Below are 18,329 nucleotides of genomic sequence, written 5' to 3' on the forward strand. Positions count from 1 at the left end.
GCCATGAAGAAAAATAGGGATGTTGATTCCAGTAATTTGCGGTATATCTGTTGGTTGTTGGTATTAAGTTTAAGTGCAATATTTTTAACTTGCCGCTTAGGCTACTATTTTTTATCCGATGCAGAGCGGTTTCCAATTACTACAATCAAAGTCGCTGCAAATTACGAACATGTTACGCATAAAGAGCTGGAAGGTGTATTATCAAAACACTTGAGTAATAGCTTTTTTACTCTATCAATCAGTGCGTTACAGAATGAATTAAATAAGCTAGGTTGGATCGATACCGCATCGGTGGAGCGTGTTTGGCCAGATACATTGAAAATAAGGCTTGTTGAAAAAAAACCCGTTGCAATTTGGGATAATGCTCTGATGACCGAGGATGGCAGATTGTTTAATGAAGGTGCTATACCAGAGGGTCTAAGCTTACCGAAATTAAAAGGACCTCTATCTCAACAAGAAGAAGTCTTACAAGTTTACGAAAAATTGAGTAAGATATTGTCAATGTATGGTTTAAACGCCACTGGACTGCATCTAAGAGAAAACCAATCCTGGGTATTGCTTTTAGGCAATGATATAAAAATATATTTAGGAAAGAAAGAGTTAGAGGAACGATTGCAGCGTTTTTGTAAAGCATATCCAGCAGTGTTTGCTGAAAAAATTGAGCAATTGTCTAGCGTGGACCTGCGTTATCCACGTGGTATGGCGGTGCAGTGGAAACAACAAACGGAACGATAATGGCAAAAAAAATAGAAAAAGATATTATCACTGGATTGGATATTGGAACTTCAAAAGTTATTGCATTAATTGGCGAAGTCACAGCTGATGGTGCAATAGAAATTATCGGAATAGGTCGTCATCCCTCTCGTGGATTAAAACGTGGTGTTGTGGTTGATATAGAGGCTACTGTGAACTCCATTCAGCGGGCTGTTCAGGAAGCTGAACTTATGGCTGGATGTGAGGTCAGAACAGTCTATGCAGGTATTGCTGGCAGCCATATTCGTAGTTTAAATTCACATGGCATTGTGGCGATTCGCGATAAAGAAGTTTCGCAGGCTGATGTGGAACGTGTGATCGATGCTGCAAAAGCAGTAGCAATTCCTGCCGATCAGAAAATTCTTCATGTTTTACCTCAGGAGTTCATTATCGATCAACAAGGCAGCATCCGCGAGCCCATTGGTATGTCAGGAGTACGACTTGAATCGCGCGTGCATATTGTTACTGGGGCAGTAAGTGCTGCGCAAAATATAGTCAAGTGCGTGCGTCGATGTGGTTTGGAAGTAAACGATATTATTTTGGAGCAATTGGCTTCAAGTCATGCAGTTTTGACCGAAGATGAGAAAGATCTTGGTGTTTGCTTGATTGATATTGGCGGTGGTACTACTGATATTGCGATATTTTGTGAGGGTGCGATTCAACATACAGCCGTAATTCCCATTGCGGGGGATCAAGTAACCAATGATATTGCTATGGCATTGCGTACACCCACAAAAGCAGCAGAGTCCATTAAACTGAACCATGCGTGTGCTCTAACTGAATTAGCAAATTCGGATCTCATGTTGGAAGTTGCTAGTGTTAATGATAGACCAGGAAGGAAAATATCAGCCAAGACTCTATCTGATGTAGTTGCAGCACGTTACGAAGAGTTATTTACTCTAGTGCGCAATGAATTACGGCGTAGTGGATTTGAAGATAGAATGGCTGCAGGTATTGTTCTAACTGGTGGGGCTGCCAATGTTAGAGGAGGTATTGAACTTGCAGAACTTTGCTTTGAGATGCCAGTAAGAAAAGGTTGTGCTCATTATGTTTCTGGATTAGCGGAAGCAACAGAAAATCCTTCATTTGCAACAGGGGTAGGTTTGTTGTTACAAGGATACCAACAACAGTATGTGTCGAACTATAAGGTACCTACAATGAATGAGAATACCCAAAGTTTATGGGCCCGTATGAAAGAATGGTTTCAGGGTAATTTTTAGGTTACAACTAACGTATATAACTATATCGGTAATAATTCTATTTAAGAGTATACTGCCGAGTTTTGTTGAAAGATTAAACATATGAGGGGAGCAGGTTATGTTTGAATTAATGGAAGGCCAACACCATAGTAATAATGCTGTTATTAAGGTAGTAGGTGTTGGTGGTGGTGGTGGTAATGCCGTCCAGCATATGGTTGCAGAAAATATTGATGGAGTTGAGTTTATCTGTGCTAATACTGATGCCCAGGCACTAAGAGGCTCAAATGCAAAAATACATATACAACTAGGTGATGAGCTAACTAAGGGCTTGGGTGCAGGCGCAAATCCACAAATAGGTCGCGAAGCAGCCGAAGAAGATAGAGATCATATCCGAGAAATATTAAGTGGTGCAGATATGGTATTCATTACTGCAGGAATGGGTGGTGGAACTGGAACAGGTGCAGCACCGGTTTTCGCAGAAATTGCTAAAGAATTAGGCATATTGACTGTGGCTGTTGTTACCAAGCCGTTTTCTTTTGAAGGTAAGCAACGTGCGTTGGCTGCAGAGGACGGAATCCGTCGTTTAGCAGAACATGTTGATTCATTGATCACTATTCCTAATAATAAATTACTCAGTGTTTTGGGAAAAAACATCAGCCTTCTTAATGCCTTCAAAGCCGCAAATAATGTTTTACTTGGTGCAGTAAAAGGTATTTCTGACTTAATCACTCGTCCAGGTTTGATTAACGTTGATTTTGCAGACGTGCGTACGGTAATGTCAGAAATGGGTATGGCTATGATGGGTACTGGCAGTGCTGTGGGTGAACAGCGAGCACGTCAAGCCGCCGAAGCAGCAATTGCATCTCCATTATTAGAGGATGTGAACTTTTCAGGCGCACGAGGAATCCTGGTTAATATTACTGCTGGTCTTGACATGTCAATTGGTGAGTTTGAAGAAGTCGGGGATGTAGTTAAAGAATTCATTTCTGATGATGCAACTGTAGTGGTCGGAACAGTAATCGATCCAGAAATGACAGATGAAATGCGTGTAACAGTTATTGTGACTGGTTTAGGCGATGCGAGACAGCGTCATCAACAGGCACAGCCACAATCTCATCGGGCACGTTTACTTGAAACCACGCGCAGTGATGGCTCTTTGGATTACCAGCAATTAGATAGACCAGCCCTTGTCCGCAAGCAAGCTCAAGCAGGCATGTCTTCTGGTGTGAAACAAAATGGTGATGGGATACCCGATGTGGATTATCTTGATATTCCAGCATTTTTACGTCGGCAAGAAGAAGCTTAAAAATAAATTGCGCCCTTCATCTGTACTGGTGTAGATGAAGGGAAATTTAATTTTTTGATGAAAAAATAATTAGACTAAATATTAAAATATTGGTACGATCACTAGGTTTTGCGTGCAAAATAAAAAAATTTTAAAAATGATATTATGAGGAACAAGGTGAGCACTGAATGACAAAACAAAGAACTCCTAAAAAGGTGATCCAGGCGACTGGTGTAGGATTGCATTCCGGTGAAAAAGTGCTTTTAACCTTGAGACCTGCTCCTGTTAATACAGGTATAGTTTTTAGAAGAGTAGATCTTTCACCTGTAGTAGAAATACCCGCCTCATATGAAAATGTGGGCGATACTATGTTATGTACCACATTACACCATGGGCCAGTTAAAATTGCTACTGTGGAACATTTGCTATCTGCCTTGGCAGGTTTAGGTATTGATAATGCCTATATCGATGTGAATGCTCCAGAATTGCCAATTATGGATGGCAGTGCTGCTCCTTTTGTTTTTTTGATCCAATCAGCAGGAATAAGAGAGCAAAACGCGCCTAAAAAGTATATACGTATTCTTAAGCCCATCCGTGTGGAAGACAATGGAAAATACGTTCAATTTTATCCTTATAATGGGTATAAAATTTCCTTCACCATTGACTTTGATCATCCAGCTTTTAATGACAAGCCTCAAACCGTAAGTTTTGATTTTTCTACAACTTCTTATGTGAAAGAGGTATGCAGAGCACGTACATTTGGATTCCTTTCTGATTATGAAAAATTAAGAGAGTGTGATTTGGCAAAGGGCGGAAGTTTGGATAATGCTATAGTTGTCGATGATTATCGTGTTCTCAACGATGATGGACTTCGTTTCGAATCAGAGTTTGTTTCGCATAAGGTATTAGATGCAATTGGTGATCTGTATCTCTTGGGTTCTAGTTTGATTGGTGCATTCGAAGGGTACAAATCTGGTCATGAACTGAATAACAGATTGTTACGTGAATTAATGGTAAGACAAGACGCTTGGGAATATACTTATTTTGATAATGAAGAATATCTCCCTACAATGCAAACTGATTTTTATCCTGTCGAAGCGTAGGAATGTAGCCTGGGTGAAGACAGCGTCGTAACCCAGGAAAACAGAACCGCATATGTCCTGGTTATGATTTTCCGCCACCTGGCTACGTTTATTCAGATTCCTAGTGAATTAACAATAAATGATTGGCAAGGGAGAGTTGTGGCATGAAACTTAATATTAGCCTTTTTACTTTTGCTTTGTTGTGCAGTTCCTCAACATATTCAGCAAGCACTGAAGAGACACCCCAAACAAATGCTGAACAAGCACTCCATATGAATTGGTTGGATACCAAAATATCACCAAGTAAAGATTTCTATGCTTATGCAGTGGGTAATTGGCAAAAAAATAATCCCATTCCCCCCGATTATTCAAGTTGGGGGAGTTTTAATCTGATTAATGAAAAAGTTCAAAATATTATTCATCAAATGTTAATCGATGCTGCAAAAAATACAAAAGCAAAGCCAGGCAGCATAGAGCAAAAAGTGGGTGACTTTTATTATAGCGGTATGGATGAAACCAGCATCAATCAATTGGGCATTAAACCTCTGCAGCCAGAATTTGATCGCATTAATCATTTAAAAAATTTAACGGATCTACAAAATGAAATAGCACATTTGCATCAAATAGGCGTTGATGCGTTTTTTAATTTTGGCAGCATGCAAGATTTCAAAAACAGTGAAGAGATGATTGCTGCCGCCATGCAGGGTGGTTTGGGCTTGCCCGATCGCGATTATTATTTAAAAGATGATGCTAAATTTAAACAAATTCGCACGGCTTATATAAATCATATAGCCAAAATGTTTGAACTGTTGGGTGATTCTCCAGATAAAGCAGCAGCTGAAGCCAGTACGGTGATGAAGTTAGAAACGCAAATGGCAAAAGCTTCGATGTCTCAGATAGAACAACGTGATCCCCATGCGATTTATCATATTATGGATAGATCACAACTCGCGCAAGTCACTCCTGATTTTTCCTGGCCAGCTTATTTCTCAGCGATGGGACAGGCTCAAATCAAAAGTATTAATCTAGCAATGCCCGAGTATTTTAAGGACATGAACAAACAATTAAGAACCGTTTCTTTAGATGATTGGAAAACATACTTGCGTTGGCATTTAATTGATGCTTTTGCCTCATACTTATCCAAACCTTTCGTGGACCAGAATTTTAAAATGGTCTCTGTGCTGACAGGGGCTGAAAAAATATTACCCCGATGGAAGCGAGTAGTTGCAACAGAAAATGGTGCTTTGGGTTTTGCTATAGGTAAAATGTATGTGGAACGTTACTTTTCTCCTGAAGATAAAAAGCAAGCTTTGGATATACTCAAAAATATCCGCGCGGTTTTACAGGAAGACATTAGCACTCTTCCATGGATGACTCCTGCTACCCGTGAGGCAGCATTGAAAAAACTTTCAATGATGGAGGAACGAGTAGGTTACCCTTCCAAGTGGCGAGACTATTCCAAATTGCTAATTAATAGAGGGCCGTACGTCTTAAATGTCATTCGCGCTAATGAATTTTTAACAAATCGTGATCTTAATAAAATCGGTAAACCTATAGACCGAACTGAATGGGTAATGACACCACAAACCATCAATGCATATTATGATCCTTCAATGAATAATTTAAATATTCCAGCAGGAATTCTACAATCGCCATTTTTTGATCCTAATGCACCTGCTGCTTTAAATTACGGCGCGATTGGTTTTGTAATGGGACATGAAATGACTCATGGATTTGATGATCAAGGCGCGCAATTTGATGGTCATGGTAATTTAAAGAATTGGTGGACTCCTAGTGATTTAGAAAAATTCAAGACAGCTACGCAGTGTATTGTGAATCAGTTCTCTCAATATGTTGTAGATGAAAATTTGCATGTACAAGGAAAACTGGTTGTAGGAGAAGCTGCTGCTGATTTAGGTGGGATTACACTTGCTTATAGAGCCTTTAAGCATTCTGATGCATATAAAAATGCACCTACAATTGGTGGCCTGACGCCAGATCAACAGTTTTTTATTGCAACAGCACATGTTTGGGCGATGAATATTCGACCACAACAACTGCGTAATCAGGTAACTACGGATCCACATCCCCCTGCACAATACAGAGTCAATGGCAGTTTAGCTAATATTCCGCAATTTCAGGAAGCGTTCCATATTCCTAATGACAGCCCCATGGTGAATAAAAACCGCTGTGTGATTTGGTAATTAATTGGCTCCTCCTGAATATTCAGGAGGATCTCATACGCCCGTGAAGTTGAAAAATATAAATAATTAAATTGCTTCCATTATGAACATTGGTTAAACTTTCTGCACTGTTTACAATTAATTGTGGAGATAATGATGACTAAAGAAGAAATGATTTGTCGTATCGTACGCTATGTAACCCAAAAACCAAGCGTCAAAAAAGCGTGTTGTGGATGATTAGCTTATCTGAACTACTTGCTTATAAAAATGAAACAGTAGTTAATTATTTTTGCCATCATCATCCTGACTGTTCTGAGCAAGAAGGTCAGGATTTATTTGCAGATTTATTGGCTTGGATGTGGCTAAACATGCAAAGGCAAAAACTAGGAAAGAAAACCTACCTTTTCGGGCCATTACTTATTCTTGACGAACTGTGGCATACCTTTATTCTCCATACGCGAGATTATGTCGATTTTTCGATTCGCTATTTTGATACCTATTTTCATCATGATGTTGAGCCGAGTGGTAAAGAACATATAATTGAAGAAGAAGAATTGACTGATTATCTGCAAGATTGTTTTACTTATCTTGGTTCGGAATGGGTTGCTCGTCGTTTTGCAACAGCGTTGACTGAAACAAATCTTTAATTATATCTGCATTATTTATAGGCTAGGTACAGCAAAGCAGAATCCGAGACTCCAATCCAGGGTGCTAAACCGAGGACTCGATGCTCTCTAGATGTAACGTTTCACCCAAGTTACATTGACATTGTATTGATGAGAAGATTTGCAGTAGTCAAGGTTTTTGGTTATTACTGCTTACATTTACTGAATTATCACCATCGGCTAAATGCAATAATGCTTTTTGTAATGGTTCATAGGTACAATGTTGGCTTTCACTAATAATAATCGCTTTCGCTTTTTCAGATAGCTCATGCTTTGAGGTTAGTACGGATTTGGCATATTGTAGTGTTGGTTCAATAACAACCACTTTAATTGAGGAAAGTTGGTACATGCCTGCTTCTTTACGCAATTTATCTCGCAGTTCCGGAATTGCATAACGTAATTGTGTTGCCCAGGCTGCGTCAGTAGTTGTTAGCAGCAAACAACCTTTATTAAAACTGCCTACTTGACACTCATTTGCTAATGCATCAGGGAGCATGAGTTTAATTTTATTTGCAAGTTCTTCTAATTGAACAGAGCGTTGGCATAGGTCAACAAGTTGTTTATTAAGGCAACGACTGATAGAGCGCATTTTTCGATTCTGAATAAAAAAATGTAAAGAGAGTTAGTATATACTTCCTATGAAGTATAGAATAGTAAATTTGAGCTAAATGCAATATCATAATTTTTTAGTAGACTTTCAGGATTATAGGTGAATCAATGTTTGAGAAGCCCTACGACAGCAATGTTATTTATTTTACCCGCATGCATTGGATTATATTTTTTTGGCCAGTTATATCTTTATGCGCTGCTTTGATAATCGTTAATTATGTGGAAATAGATTTCTTACAAAAACTTGGATACGGTTTCGCCGCACTAGCCTTGTTATGGGTTGGAATAACCTGGATGACTTATTATTTTTCTTCCCTCACAATCAAGAAAAATCACGTGATTATCCGTACTGGAGTCATTGTAAGACAAACGATTGATATTCCATTAAGCAAAATTGAAGCGATTGATATCCGTCAATCCATTATGGGCAGCATTTTGAGTTATGGAATGATAAGCATCACTGGTACTGGTGGCACTCGTCGTATTATTAATTTTTTGCATAACCCTCTGACGTGCAGACGTTACATTGAACAACTCATGGGTGAACTTCATAGCAATGATTAAGCCATTTAATTCTTTTTGTAACGTGATTGACGTAGGAGTCTGTTTTTTTCTGACACAGGCTCCTGCGTAATAGGGCTAATTAAATTCTCGCGAGAAGTTCTGCTTTTGTTTTTTCATCAACAAAAGCAGATTCTATGGTCATGCGCGTGATTGAATTCATTATTTCATTACTGTAATTGTATGATTTTTGTACGCGTTGATATTCCTGCCCCAAGGTAGTATTCATAAAAGGTGGATCATCAGAATTGATACTAATTTTAATCCCTTCGTCATAAAATCTAGGCAGAGGATGTTCATTCATATCTTTAAACAAACCCAAAAAGATGTTACTTGTAGGGCAAACTTCCAAAGTAATATTTCTATCTTTTACCATAGCCATGGTATCTGGTGAATAAATTGAATTAACGCCATGTCCTATACGTTGGATTGGAAGATTTTCCATCGCTTCGACCATACCGCTTGCTGGGGCAAATTCCCCTGCGTGTACTGTGCATTGTAAACCTGCATCAGCTGCAATGCGGTATGCTTTACTGAACAATTTAGGAGGAAATTTTGCTTCATCACCGCCTAAACCAAAACCTGTGACGCAAGGAAATCTATCTTTATGAGTTTGTTGCGCAACATGCTCTACTGCTTCCACACCAAAATGGCGAACGGCAGTAATTATAATGCGTCCCACTATATTGAATTGTTCTTTAGCATCGTCAATTGCTTGTTGAATAGCTGCCAGATGCTCTGCGGAAGGGATTTTGCTCGAAAGCTCTGCATGATCTGGTGAATACATCATCTCAACATAAATAGCATCTTCTTGAGCGCGGGCTCGTAAATAGTCGAAGGTGATCTCATAATAATCCTGAGGATGTCGAATCACCGATGCAAGCGTATCATAAACCTTTAAAAAATCGAGGAAGTCTTTGGATAAATAACTTCTTCCATCAGGTGCAACGAGGCCTTCAGGGAGTTCTAGTTTATTACGCGCAGCCAACTTTGCAGCTAATCCAGGAGTGATGGTACCTTCCAAATGGACATGTAACTCCGCTTTTTTTAAACTCATCATTTGCTCCTAATTTCTTTAAAAGTTAGAGTAATGGTAACTTAGATGAAAAAGCTATAAAATACCTACTTTAAATTATAGTTATTTGGATTGGTTATGAACTCAGATGATATAGATAAAGCTTATGTAAGCCCTTATGATAAATTTTTATTTGAATTTGATGCAACTCATAATAAATCTGCATCGCAAATAAAAGAAATTAACAAGCACAAACGTATTTCTATGATGCGTGATAATAAAGATTACGGAAATGAAAAGGGTGAGATCTGGGAAGAATTTTAATCTTCGCATTGCCTCAGTGAAAGCAATCTGAGCTTGATATCAGATTGTTTTTTACGTTTCATATTACCTATATATAGCACAGTAGTCTTCGTTTGATATTCATCACTCCCAAAGGTTTACGACGAAGAAATTTCCTAATCGCGCATCGAGATGATGCATTCTTGTGAATGCTCAAGCGCGTCACCCTGAAGAAATAAGTCAACGTTGCGTAACCCGGAAGTTCTTTACCAGAAACTCCGGATTCCGCTTCGCTAGATTTTGGCTACAATCGGCGTTCGAATTGATGCATCGGCCATATACAGTAAAAAAACAGTCTTACTAAAGATGGTGTATCTAGCCTAAGAAGAAATGTAATGCTTTGTAAGCTAGGATTGTTAAAATAGAAGCTGCGGGTAACGTTAAGACCCATGACATGAAGATGTTGCGAATTACAATCAGATTTAACGCACCAATACCTCGTGCTAACCCCACCCCAAGAACAGCACCAACTAATGTTTGCGTTGCTGAAACTGGAATACCTGTACTTGTTGCTACCACAACAGTTGTTGCGGCGGAAAGCGTTGCTGCAAAGGCGCGGCTGGGTGTAAGTGCAGTGATAGAGCTACCTACGGTTTCAATGACTTTCCTACCATACATAAGAAGGCCTGTAATTACACCAACACAACCTAGTAAGATAATCCATGCAGGGTAATTATTGGCATTAAAAACCTGATGTGAGTTCATAATCAAGCTGTAGATGATTGAAAGCGGTCCCACTGCTAAGGCTACGTCATTGGAGCCATGAGCAAAAGCCATCGCACAAGCAGTCATAGCCATAAGAACAGCAAAATACTTTTCAACTTGTATAAATCGCTCTCTACGTCTTATTCTATGGTGCTCCGGGATGCGTTTTATAATCACCATTCCAATAATTGTAATAATTATGCTGGTTGCCAAAGTAACAGCAAGATTTTGCTTGAAATTCAAGTGAATATGAAAATGATTGAGTCCCTTAAATACGGTGATAAAAGACAAAATCGAGCCAATGAGGAAAAGATAAATAGGGATATATAATTTAGCTTTGGCTAGCGGGTTAGTTTTTACAAAAATAGTTTGTTGAATACTGGTAAATAATACAAAAGCAGTGATTCCTGAAATCATTGGGGAGGTAACCCAGCTTACGGCAATGCGACTTACTTGATTCCAATGAATTGCTTGAGGTCCTAATACAACGGCGCCAAAACCTACCATTGAACCGACTAAAGCATTAGTAATTGAAACAGGAACTCCCAGATAGCTCGCAAGATTCATCCAGATTGTGCAAGCTAATAAAACACCCAACATTCCTTCTATAAGGATCAATGGTTGTCCAGAGAGTTCACTGGAGTTTATAATTCCATCTCGCATCGTTTCGGTAACACCAGTTCCACCTAAAAAGGCACCAGCAAATTCAAAAATTATGGCGATTAACATCGCTTGCTTGACGGTAACGGCTTTTGAGCCCATTGTAGTGCTCATGACATTGGCTAAATCATTAGCGCCAACACCCCAAGTCATCAAAAAACACAAAATGACTGCTATAAGAAGATATATAATTGAATAATCCATAGAACTTGACTACCGGGCTATTAGAATTTGAAGACGACTACCCACATGTTGAGCGCCATCGGCTAAATCATCAATCCATTGGACTAATTTGTACAGAAAAATTGCATCAATTGCAGATAAATCCTTTTCGATTTCAAAAATACGATGTCTGATATCTGCTAGGCGTTCATCACTGTCATGTTCAATCTCATAAAGTGTTAAGATCATTTCTTCAACGATCTTCACTTCAGAGCCCCTGAAACCTGTCTCTAGTAACTCATCTAATTCATTTATTGCTTTACAAGCTTGCTTTGATGCGTCCAGACAACGACTTAAAAAAGGCATAAAAATGGGAACTATCGTTTCTGGGATGGTCATTTGTCTACTAACGATCAGTATGGCAATGTCTTCCGCTTTATTCGCGATGAAATCCTGAGCACCAAGCAGCTCAAGCAAGTCAGTACGAGAAACAGGAAGGAAAAGTCCAGTAGGCAGATGAAGGCGTAGATCCCGTTTGATTAAATCGGCTTCCTTTTCAAGAGAAATTATTTTTTCCTTTATTCGATTCGCTGTGGTCCAATCCTTTTTCAGGATCGCCTCAAAAAATGGGTAGAGCTGTTTGGCACATTGGTGCACTTTTCGCATGTGTTGTTCTATCGGTCTTATTGGTGAGGGACCAAACATATTAAATATGCTACCCATGATGTTCGCATCTCTTAAGCAAATTGTTGAGAATTATACCCAAACTTTTTAAGGAACAAAACCATTGAATTGCAGTTCATGAATTTTTTCGTTTTATTTTTTTATTTTTCAGGTAGAAAAAATAAAAATATATTCAATTTGCTGCAATGATTTTTCATATTGGTCTACAATTGAAAATATTAGGGTTTACCACAATAAATTTTCATAATCGGATCAATGAAATAGGAACAAGGAGCTCAGGATGAAGCGATTTTGGCTAATAGGATTATTGTTGTTAGCAAATAACGTATTTTCCCAAACGATTACCAAGGTAATTGAATTGCATTATGTTCCTGTCCAAAAAGTTATTCAGTTAGTACAACCCTTGCTGCAAACCGGAGAAAAAATAAGTGGCGCTGATCAAACCTTAGTCGTGCAAGTTTCACCTCAAACATTAACCCAAATTAGAACGGTATTACATCAAATCGATGTTCCTCCAGTAACTTTTAATATTTCCATCTATCAAGGTGATCCGAATTGGCTCAGTGCACAAAATGAAAATACTGTAACCTATAGTTCAAGCTCTCCGGCTGAAGTGAAGCGCACACAATCGGTTAAAGTTATGAGTGGTGAGTCTGCTTTTGTATCTACTGATCAAGAGGTACCGATCATTACTGCGGTAGGCGCAGGATTTTTTACAGGAATCGCTTACCAACAGCATCAAATCAAAAATGGTTTATTGGTACAACCTGTTATGCGTGGATCGCAGGTTGAATTAAAGTTGCGTCGTGTGCGTGAACAGCAAGACCCAGCTGGTGGCCAACAGTTTGATAATCAAAATATAGATACGACATTAATGGTTCCATTAAATAAGTGGGTTTCTTTGGGGAGTCCAGAGGGAACACAGGATACCGATTCTTCCTCTGTTTCATATACCGCAGGAAGGCCGTTTTCTCAACAAGCTACGCTTTATGTAAAGGTTTCAGTAGCAGGTAATCTTTAAATAATTGAATAAAAATCGAACTGCTGGTGTATAATTAATATAGCAGCATATAAATAAACCAACCTTTATGGAGGGCTCATGGCAATTATAAGCTCCTTGGCTAATCACTTGCTGATCGCAATGCCTTCCCTTAATGATCCTAATTTTGAACGAACTGTAATTTATATTTGTGAACACCATGAGCAAGGTTCGGTAGGCTTGATTATAAATCGTCCCATGCAATTTCCTTTGTCAATTGTTTTTGAACAATTGCATATTGAACCGATTCGAACAGAGCAAAACCGCTTACCGCTAATGTTTGGTGGCCCCGTACAGCCTGAGAGAGGATTTGTTATTCATAAACAACTTGGGGGTTGGCGTTCCAGTTTGTTTTTGCAAGATGAGGTGACGGTAACCACATCAAATGATATTATTCGCGCCATTGCAGAAGACAAAGGGCCTAAAGACGTTTTAATTACTTTAGGTTATGCTGGATGGGTTGAGCATCAATTAGAAAAAGAAATTCTAGAAAATACATGGTTAGTTTGCCCATACCGCTCAGAAATTCTGTATGAGGTGCCCTTCGAAGATCGATGGGAATATGCAGGATCCACTTTAGGGATCAAAATGAGTCAACTTAGTTCAAATATCGGCCATGCCTAGTCCTGTTTTTTTAGGTTTTGATTTTGGTTATAAGCGCATTGGTGTTGCAGTGGGTCAGCAATTAACGTGTAGTGCTTCTCCTCTTGCGACCCTCAATGCTCGTTTGGGCGTTCCTGATTGGAATGCAGTTGCCAAAGTTATTGCTGAATGGTCACCCCAAGGACTAATTGTTGGTATTCCCACGTGTATTGATGGCAGTGAATTATATACAACGTCTGCTGCGCGTCGGTTTGCCAAAGAATTACGCAAGCGATTTTCTTTGCCAGTTCATTTGGTTGATGAACGACTCTCAACCGTTGAGGCTAGAGAGCAATTGTTTGCACAAGGTGGATATCGAAAAATCAAACAATCTGAGGTAGATAGTATAGCGGCTTGTGTTATACTTGAGCAGTGGCTGCAATATCCTGAATAGGGGCTGCTTCCATTTCTACTATCATGGCCTAAATGACCTGAATTTATGTGTTTTGATGCTTGATAATCAGGCTGGGTTCAATCTGGCGAAATGGAAAAGACCCTAGACTCCTGGTAGTTAAGTTATAAGAGATAAGGGTTTTATGAATCATTTTTTAGAAATTAGTCAATTATCACGACAACAGATTGAGGCTTTACTGCAACGTGCAGTTTATTTCAAACAGCATAACCAATATCCTTCATATGCACAACATACGGTTGCGAATTTGTTTTATGAAAACAGTACCCGCACTCGGGTGAGTTTTGAATTAGCTGCAAATCGTTTATCTATGCCAGTAATCAACTTGGATTTACAAAGCTCTTCTGAAACCAAGGGAGAGATTATTGAAGACACAATACGTACCTTGGCTGCAATGGGAATTAAGTATTTTGTAATTCGTCACTCGCAAGATGGGTTACAACAAAATTTAGCACGTCAAATCGGAGATGGAATTCATATAATCAATGCCGGTGATGGCGCTCATGCTCACCCAAGCCAAGCTTTGCTTGATATGATGACGATTCTTGAACAGAAAACTCGATTGGATCAATTAAAAATTGCGATCTTGGGAAATATTAGGCATTCACGGGTTGCCAATTCATTTCAATGCATTTGTGCGCAACTAGGAGTAGGAGAGCTTGTTTTAGTTGCACCAGAACTTTGGCAGCCGAAGACCTTGCACTATGGACGGGTAACTCAGGATTTACAGGATGGATTAACTGATGCCGATGTCGTGATTTGTTTGCGGGTACAGCGTGAGCGTTTATTGGAGTCTGATCATTTGGATCTTGATTCTTATCGACGTGATTTTGCCTTAACAAAGAAAAATCTAGCTTACACTAAATCGGATGTGATGGTGATGCACCCGGGACCTATAAATCGTGGTGTTGAAATAGACAGTGATGTGGCAGATGGGCCCAACTCCTTTATATTAAATCAAGTTGCTAATGGTGTGTTTGTACGTATGGCAATTTTTGATGCATTATGTAATCAAAGGTAGTATTGTTGAGAAGCCGCAGCGGGATAGCAATTTAATACGGAAAGAGTCAAGGATCTATTTGATGAGTCGTTGTTATCGGAACATATGCATTCTACTGCTGCTGAGCTTTTATTGCTTACTCTCCTATTTTATTTTTAAGCATTACCAACGAATCGATTTTTCTTCTTTTTATTTATCATCCCAAGCTTTTTTACAGGGAGAAAATCCTTATAGAAATTTTTTTACTACTTATTTGTCTTCTGCAAAGATTTTACCTGCCAATTTAAATCCTCCATTTGTTTTGTGGAGCTTTAGTTTTTTGGCTCATTTCAGTTATTCGCATGCATTACTGTTCTGGTTTTTCTTTTCTCTTATTTTGGGAATAATGGGTGTCACCATTACATTTTATTATGCTTTTTCCATGCGGTTTTTGAAAAAGAATTACGTCATTCTATACCTTCTTTATTTCTCATTTTTTCCGACATTAATGAATTTTGTTACGCAGCAGTTTGGCTGCATTTTGTTGTTTCTTATCATGTTGGGTTATTATTTTTATTTGAATCGGCGTGACTATATTGCAGGGATATTATGGGGAATTATTATTGCCATTAAATTGTTTCCGGCACTGTTATTTTTCTATGTTTTAAAACAACGCCGCCAACGTGTTCTTCTGAGCATGCTCGTTACACTCTTAATTGCGGTATTTATTCCTGTGCTGGTTTATGGTCCAGTGATTTATAATCAATATTTCAAAATGATGAGCAATGTATTTTGGTATGGCGATGATTGGAATGCTTCAATTTATGGTTTTATTTTTCGTCTGGTTTTTGGTGGCGAAATACTCCCTAATATGTCTTATTTGATACCAGTTAATCTTGTTTATGGCAGTGTATTTGTCCTGTTACTTTTATGGTATTGGCTAAATCTGGGACCAACTGATAACGATCGGATAAACCACCAGCCTTTTTGCTTGACTCTGGCTATGATGTTACTTATGAGTCCTTTTGGTTGGGTTTATTATTTTCCTTTATTAGTTTTGCCCATGACACTTATTTGGTTCGTAGCCTTAGAGAAACAAAATATTCCTACGAAAACAATGGTTGTTTGGCTTTTATGTCTTTTTCTCATCAATTTTCCTGTTGATTATGTGAACAGTAAAGAAATGCATAATTTACTGGTACGAATCAGCTTTTTTTCTACCTTTTTTTATGGTTTATTATTTTTAATTTATCTTTTAGCTCAAAGGAAAAAAATTTATGGAAATAATGAAATACAGTGTGATGGAGTAACGCATTACTCGATATCTGCAATGTACATTATTTTTATATTTGGTGTGTTCGTTCCTGTAATATATTATCTTGTGCGTTTGTTAAATTTGCATTTGAATTTAGGGGTACCCTGAGTTCAAATGCAAAGAAGCAGCACTCAATAAACTTGAAAAACGGGAAAACTGTTCTATTAAACATCCTGGATTATAGTGTTCCAGGAGTGGATAAAGTATGTCTAAAGGACAATGCCTGTTGCAGATGAATTTTAGAAACCTGGCTGCTTTCATTCATGTCCGCTATAGTTCGTGCAACTTTCAATAAGCGATGATACCCTCTAGCAGAAAGTTTGAATTTCAGCATCGATTGGCGTAAAAAATCGTGTTCTTGAGAGCCTAATGCACAAATTTCTTCACAAATATTAGCGCTTAAATGGGCATTGAGGCAATTTTGTCGTTCCTCTTGTAACGTTCGTACTTTGATAACTTGTTCTCGGATTAATTCACTTTGTTTCTTGGGATTCATATTCGGAGTAATCAACTCTTCCTGTGTTAGCCCTTGGACCACGATATGCATATCAATGCGATCCAATAAAGGGGCTGAAATCTTCGCATGATAACGTTTAATACGATCAGCGCTGCATAAGCAGTTTGCTTGAGGATTACCCCATTGTCCACATGGGCATGGATTCATTGCGGCGATGAACTGAAATTGGGCGGGAAATTCTGTTTGTGCGGCGGCTCTTGAAATACATATGATTCCCGACTCAAGCGGTTGTCTTAGAGTTTCTAGAACTTGCCGATTAAATTCAGGTAATTCATCAAGAAATAAAACCCCATGATGTGCCAGAGAGATTTCTCCTGGCTTAGGTGGATTTCCTCCACCAACCAGAGATACAGGTGATGCAGTATGATGAGGAGCGCGAAAGGGTGGTGAACGCCATTCGCTAAAGTCAGGTAATTTACCTCGTATAGAATTGATAACCACACACTCCAGGGCTTCTGTTTCAGATAATTGGGGAAGTAACGTATTGAATCGCTTGGCTAACATTGTCTTGCCACTTCCAGGAGCTCCACTTAGCAAAATACTGTGACCACCACAGGCAGCAATTTCCATTGCCTTTTTCGCATGAAACTGTCCTTTGATATCAGACCAGTCCATAGTGTATTGCGTGGAGGATGAGTCTGGCTTTGGTGGTAGTGCATGCAATGAAGTTCCTTGGCAAAGGTAGCTGCATACTTCACGCAAATTGTTTGCACTATAGATGTTTTGATAGCCGGTTAATGAGGCTTCATGAGCATTAGCACTAGCAATAATAAGTAAACTTTGGCTTTTATATGCCGCCAAGACCGCAGGAATAATAGCCGAAATACCTCGAAGCTCTCCACTTAAGGCAAGCTCTGCGATAAATTCATGGTTAGCCAATTGATTCTTGGGAATTTGATTTGATGCAGCTAGAATTCCAAGGGCGATTGGTAAGTCAAAACCGCTACCAGTTTTGGGTAAATCGGCAGGCCCCAGGTTCACGGTGATTTTGCGGCAGGGAAACTCAAACTGGCTATTAATAATCGCGGAACGAACTCGATCCTTGCTTTCTTTCACTGCAGTTTCGGCAAGACCTACTATTGTAAATCCAGGCAAACCATTTGATAAATGAACTTCTACTGACACGGGGTGTGCCAATATCCCAACAGTACTACGTGTTTTAGTAAACGCAAGATTCATTGCTTATTCCTGTGATGTTGGACTAAATGAACGGCAAACTTTCCTATTACCGCTTAAGCTACTCTGTAATTATTTTTGATCTTTATTAAGCTGGGTCATTAACATATCGACTTGCTTTTGAAGTTGTTCTACTTTTTCACGAGTCCGCGCCAGAACTTTGGTCTGTACATCAAATTCTTCGCGAGTAATAAGTTCCATATGAGAAAAGGCAGCTTGTAGTACTTCTTTAAATTTTTGTTGAATGTCTTTTTCAATGTTTTGTAGACTTGGGGGGAGAGCTGAAAAAAGTTTTTTTGCTAAATCATCAAATTGTTTGGGGTCGAACATAATCACTCCATGTT

The 18,329-nt window shown here is 38.9% G+C and carries 19 protein-coding genes; 13 read left to right on the forward strand and 6 right to left on the reverse strand.

The features are described 5' to 3' along the window. The first annotated feature begins 3 nt into the window (after positions 1–3). The 6 genes from BW930_RS02140 to BW930_RS02165 all read left to right on the forward strand — a co-directional run bounded on the left by BW930_RS02140 (position 4) and on the right by BW930_RS02165 (position 7,149). Positions 4–735 (forward strand): cell division protein FtsQ/DivIB, encoded by a 732-nt coding sequence (locus BW930_RS02140; RefSeq protein WP_058466630.1) that lies wholly within the window; start codon positions 4–6, stop codon positions 733–735. Continuing rightward, entirely contained in the window at positions 735–1,973 is a 1,239-nt protein-coding gene (gene ftsA, locus BW930_RS02145) for a cell division protein FtsA (RefSeq protein WP_058466629.1), read from the forward strand. Before BW930_RS02140 ends, ftsA begins: the two co-directional genes overlap by 1 nt. 97 nt (positions 1,974–2,070) lie before the next feature. Continuing rightward, positions 2,071–3,258, forward strand: coding sequence for a cell division protein FtsZ (ftsZ, locus tag BW930_RS02150; RefSeq protein ID WP_058466628.1), 1,188 nt, complete (start codon positions 2,071–2,073; stop codon positions 3,256–3,258). Positions 3,259–3,425: 167 nt separating this feature from the next. Beyond that, positions 3,426–4,340 (forward strand): UDP-3-O-acyl-N-acetylglucosamine deacetylase, encoded by a 915-nt coding sequence (gene lpxC / locus BW930_RS02155; RefSeq protein ID WP_058466627.1) that lies wholly within the window; start codon positions 3,426–3,428, stop codon positions 4,338–4,340. 143 nt (positions 4,341–4,483) lie between these two features. Beyond that, positions 4,484–6,523, forward strand: a complete 2,040-nt coding sequence (locus BW930_RS02160; protein WP_058466626.1) for a M13 family metallopeptidase — start codon at positions 4,484–4,486, stop codon at positions 6,521–6,523. A gap of 212 nt (positions 6,524–6,735) precedes the next feature. Next, complete coding sequence (locus tag BW930_RS02165; RefSeq protein WP_058466625.1) at positions 6,736–7,149, forward strand: glycine-rich domain-containing protein; 414 nt, start codon at positions 6,736–6,738, stop codon at positions 7,147–7,149. A gap of 148 nt (positions 7,150–7,297) precedes the next feature. Here the strand turns inward: BW930_RS02165 and BW930_RS02170 are convergent, their stop codons facing one another. Further along, complete coding sequence (locus tag BW930_RS02170; protein WP_058466624.1) at positions 7,298–7,756, reverse strand: DciA family protein; 459 nt, start codon at positions 7,754–7,756, stop codon at positions 7,298–7,300. Between the two features lie 128 nt (positions 7,757–7,884). Here BW930_RS02170 and BW930_RS02175 point away from each other — a divergent pair, with 128 nt between their 5' ends. Then, complete coding sequence (locus tag BW930_RS02175; RefSeq protein ID WP_058466623.1) at positions 7,885–8,340, forward strand: PH domain-containing protein; 456 nt, start codon at positions 7,885–7,887, stop codon at positions 8,338–8,340. Positions 8,341–8,419: 79 nt separating this feature from the next. Here the strand turns inward: BW930_RS02175 and BW930_RS02180 are convergent, their stop codons facing one another. Beyond that, positions 8,420–9,394: an adenosine deaminase gene (locus tag BW930_RS02180; protein ID WP_058466622.1), complete on the reverse strand. Its 975-nt coding sequence runs from the start codon at positions 9,392–9,394 to the stop codon at positions 8,420–8,422. A 96-nt stretch (positions 9,395–9,490) separates the two neighbouring features. Here BW930_RS02180 and BW930_RS02185 point away from each other — a divergent pair, with 96 nt between their 5' ends. Next, on the forward strand, positions 9,491–9,676 hold the full coding sequence (locus tag BW930_RS02185) for a CBU_0585 family protein (RefSeq protein WP_058466621.1): 186 nt from the start codon (positions 9,491–9,493) through the stop codon (positions 9,674–9,676). Positions 9,677–10,009: 333 nt separating this feature from the next. On the opposite strand, the gene BW930_RS02190 is transcribed toward BW930_RS02185, so the two are convergent. After that, a complete protein-coding gene (locus BW930_RS02190) occupies positions 10,010–11,263 on the reverse strand; it encodes an inorganic phosphate transporter (RefSeq protein WP_058466620.1) in 1,254 nt (417 codons plus the stop codon). A 9-nt stretch (positions 11,264–11,272) separates the two neighbouring features. Next, positions 11,273–11,944, reverse strand: a complete 672-nt coding sequence (locus BW930_RS02195; RefSeq protein WP_058466619.1) for a TIGR00153 family protein — start codon at positions 11,942–11,944, stop codon at positions 11,273–11,275. A gap of 241 nt (positions 11,945–12,185) precedes the next feature. Between BW930_RS02195 and BW930_RS02200 the strand changes: the two genes are divergently transcribed. The 5 genes from BW930_RS02200 to BW930_RS02220 all read left to right on the forward strand — a co-directional run bounded on the left by BW930_RS02200 (position 12,186) and on the right by BW930_RS02220 (position 16,400). Continuing rightward, a complete protein-coding gene (locus tag BW930_RS02200) occupies positions 12,186–12,926 on the forward strand; it encodes a type II/III secretion system protein (protein ID WP_058466618.1) in 741 nt (246 codons plus the stop codon). A gap of 78 nt (positions 12,927–13,004) precedes the next feature. Further along, entirely contained in the window at positions 13,005–13,568 is a 564-nt protein-coding gene (locus BW930_RS02205) for a YqgE/AlgH family protein (RefSeq protein WP_058466617.1), read from the forward strand. Further along, complete coding sequence (gene ruvX, locus BW930_RS02210) at positions 13,561–13,980, forward strand: Holliday junction resolvase RuvX (RefSeq protein WP_058466616.1); 420 nt, start codon at positions 13,561–13,563, stop codon at positions 13,978–13,980. The genes BW930_RS02205 and ruvX overlap by 8 nt, the downstream gene beginning before the upstream one ends. Positions 13,981–14,122: 142 nt before the next feature. Then, complete coding sequence (locus BW930_RS02215) at positions 14,123–15,019, forward strand: aspartate carbamoyltransferase catalytic subunit (RefSeq protein WP_058466615.1); 897 nt, start codon at positions 14,123–14,125, stop codon at positions 15,017–15,019. A gap of 61 nt (positions 15,020–15,080) precedes the next feature. Next, positions 15,081–16,400 carry a glycosyltransferase family 87 protein gene (locus tag BW930_RS02220; protein ID WP_058466614.1) on the forward strand — a complete coding sequence of 440 codons (1,320 nt, stop codon included), beginning with the start codon at positions 15,081–15,083 and terminating at the stop codon, positions 16,398–16,400. Positions 16,401–16,470: 70 nt separating this feature from the next. On the opposite strand, the gene BW930_RS02225 is transcribed toward BW930_RS02220, so the two are convergent. Continuing rightward, on the reverse strand, positions 16,471–17,988 hold the full coding sequence (locus tag BW930_RS02225) for a YifB family Mg chelatase-like AAA ATPase (protein WP_058466613.1): 1,518 nt from the start codon (positions 17,986–17,988) through the stop codon (positions 16,471–16,473). 69 nt (positions 17,989–18,057) lie between these two features. Next, on the reverse strand, positions 18,058–18,315 hold the full coding sequence (gene ubiK / locus BW930_RS02230; RefSeq protein WP_058466612.1) for a ubiquinone biosynthesis accessory factor UbiK: 258 nt from the start codon (positions 18,313–18,315) through the stop codon (positions 18,058–18,060). Positions 18,316–18,329 lie beyond the last annotated feature (14 nt).

Source organism: Fluoribacter gormanii (assembly GCF_900156395.1).
Classification (GTDB): domain Bacteria; phylum Pseudomonadota; class Gammaproteobacteria; order Legionellales; family Legionellaceae; genus Legionella; species Legionella gormanii.